Below are 2,199 nucleotides of genomic sequence, written 5' to 3' on the forward strand. Positions count from 1 at the left end.
CCTACAAGGGCCGCAACGTCATCGAGCGTCAGTACGCTCACCTGAAGCAGTGGCGGGGTCTGGCGACCCGGTATGACAAGTACGCGATCATCTACAGGGCCGCTGTGGTCCTGAATGCTGTGCTCGCATGGTCAAAACGATTGTCAGACATGCCCTAGGAGCGCGGGCACGGCGGCAGACTTATCGGGAGTCTTGGTGCTGAGTGTCGCGGTGCTCATGGGTGGCCTGGGCCTTGACCCTTGATCGTGGACACGGTGTCGGTTCGGTTATGCCGCTTCCGTGAGGGTAGCTGACCTCGCGGCGTCGTAGGCGTTCTCGTAGCTATTTGGGCTCACCTGGCCGATCGTGGAGTGGCGTCGGCGGGTGTTGTAGCGGTTCGCCCATCGGAACACGGCCCGGTAGGCCGTGGCCTGATCTGGAAATGCGGCCCGGCCCTCGAGAAGCTCCCGCTTGAGCGCGGCGTTGAAACTCTCCGCGAGTGAGTTGTCGGCACTCGTGCCCACCGCACCCATGGACTGGACGACGGTGAGCTGCTCGCAGAGGGCCGCGTAGGCCTTCGAGCAGTAGACGGCGGGTTCAACCGGTCGTTGCAACACCGTGCGTCGTGAGCGAGCGTAGCTGCTCGGCGAAGACCTCCGCGGGAGTCTTCCAGTCCAGGACCTTCCTGGGCCTGTTGTTCAGCGTGTACGCGACTGCTGCGAGGTCCTGGGCCGACCATCTCGACAGGTCCGTGCCCTTGGGGAAGTACTGCCGCAGCACCCCGTTCGTGTTCTCATTCGTCGGCCGCTGCCACGGCGAGTGGGGGTCAGCGAAGAACACCTTCGTGCCCGTGGCCATCGTGAACTGGACATGCCCGGCCAGCTCCTTGCCCCGGTCCCACGTCAGGCTCTGACGCAGCTGCTCCGGCACCGTCGCCATCGCCTTGATCAGGGCCGCGGTCATCGCCTCGGCCCCGTACCCACCCAGCGACGGCCCGTTCTTCACCGGCGGCCGCTCACCCCATCCCTGCAGGCGGGGCAAGTGGACCAGGATCGTGGCCCGGCTCTTGCGCTCGGCCAGAGTCCCGATCGCTGAACGCTCGGTCCCGATGATCAGGTCCCCTTCCCAGTGCCCGGGCACAGCACGATCAGCGGCCTCGGGTGGGCGCTTGCTGAACACCACATCCTCGGTGACGTGGCCCTGGGGCTTGTTCCGGGTACGTGCCCGCGGCTCGCGCAGGGCCCGCCCGGTACGCAGGCACGCGACGAGTTCACGCGTGAGCGCCCCACGCCCCTGGATGAACAGGGACTGATAGATCGCTTCATGAGAGATCCGCATGGACTCATCATCCGGGAACTCCAGGCGCAGCCGGTGGCTGATCTGCTCCGGGCTCCACGCCGTGGACCACCGCCGGTCCGCCCGGCGCGGTTTCATCTTCCGCCCCTTGAAACCGGGCCCGACCGGTCCTGGCACGGCCACGCCATCGGGGCCCAGGACCACCCCGTTCAGGCGTGCCTGGACGTAGTCATGCAGCCGCTGGTTCGTGGCCAGCTTCGCCGGCTTGGGCCGCCTGGCAGCTTCCTGGGCCTTCCACTGCGCCACCGTGGCCCGGTACTCCTTGCTCCCGGAGCGGGTGGCGCAGTTACGGCGCAGCTCACGGCTGATCGTGCCGGGATCACGTCCCAGCGTGCGTGCGATCTGACGGACCCCCTGGCCCTGGGCATGGAGGATTGCGATCGCTTCACGCTCAGCGAAGGACAGGTACCGGCCGGTGGGCTCGGCCAGGGACAGCGGGGTCATCCCGCCAGCGTGACGGAACCAGCGCGCCCCGACGGGCCAGGACACGCCCACAGTCAGGGATGCCTCGGCCGTGGTGACACCGGTGGCGATCACACGCCAGAACTGGCGTTGGACCTCCCGTGAGGGCTGCGGCCTGCCAGGAGAGCGCATCGGGGCCCGCAAGGCCCGATCCGCTCTCCACTGCCGACGCGCGCCCTCGGGCACGTCACTGATCTTCCTCGCCCAGTCCTTGCTTGCCATCGCCCATGCCTCCAGTGATTCTGGGGGTGTTGCGACGACCGATTGAATCCACCGACGCTGCCGTGGTCGCTGTGAAACACGGCGTCGGCGAGACTGCCGCGGTCGCGGGCCGCGGCGCGGAGTGCGTCCTCGACGAGTTCGGTGCGCATGTGGTCGGCGACCTGCCAGCCCGCGAGCTTG

1 protein-coding gene and 3 pseudogenes are annotated in these 2,199 nt (G+C 67.7%); 1 reads left to right on the top strand and 3 read right to left on the bottom strand.

Translation table 11 applies throughout. The annotated features are described in order from the left end of the window. Positions 1–158: pseudogene (locus tag MA879_RS12195) on the top strand (IS5/IS1182 family transposase); the annotation flags it as partial. Between the two features lie 108 nt (positions 159–266). Here the strand turns inward: MA879_RS12195 and MA879_RS12200 are convergent. The 3 genes and pseudogenes from MA879_RS12200 to MA879_RS12210 all read right to left on the bottom strand — a co-directional run. Beyond that, positions 267–572 (bottom strand): annotated as a pseudogene (locus tag MA879_RS12200) (integrase core domain-containing protein); the annotation flags it as partial. A 4-nt stretch (positions 573–576) separates the two neighbouring features. Beyond that, positions 577–2,019 carry an IS30 family transposase gene (locus MA879_RS12205; RefSeq protein WP_470365351.1) on the bottom strand — a complete coding sequence of 481 codons (1,443 nt, stop codon included), beginning with the start codon at positions 2,017–2,019 and terminating at the stop codon, positions 577–579. 53 nt (positions 2,020–2,072) lie between these two features. Then, positions 2,073–2,199 (bottom strand): annotated as a pseudogene (locus tag MA879_RS12210) (IS3-like element ISTesp3 family transposase); the annotation flags it as partial.

Origin of the sequence: Micrococcus lacusdianchii (assembly GCF_023155805.1) — a bacterium.
GTDB lineage: Bacteria > Actinomycetota > Actinomycetes > Actinomycetales > Micrococcaceae > Micrococcus > Micrococcus lacusdianchii.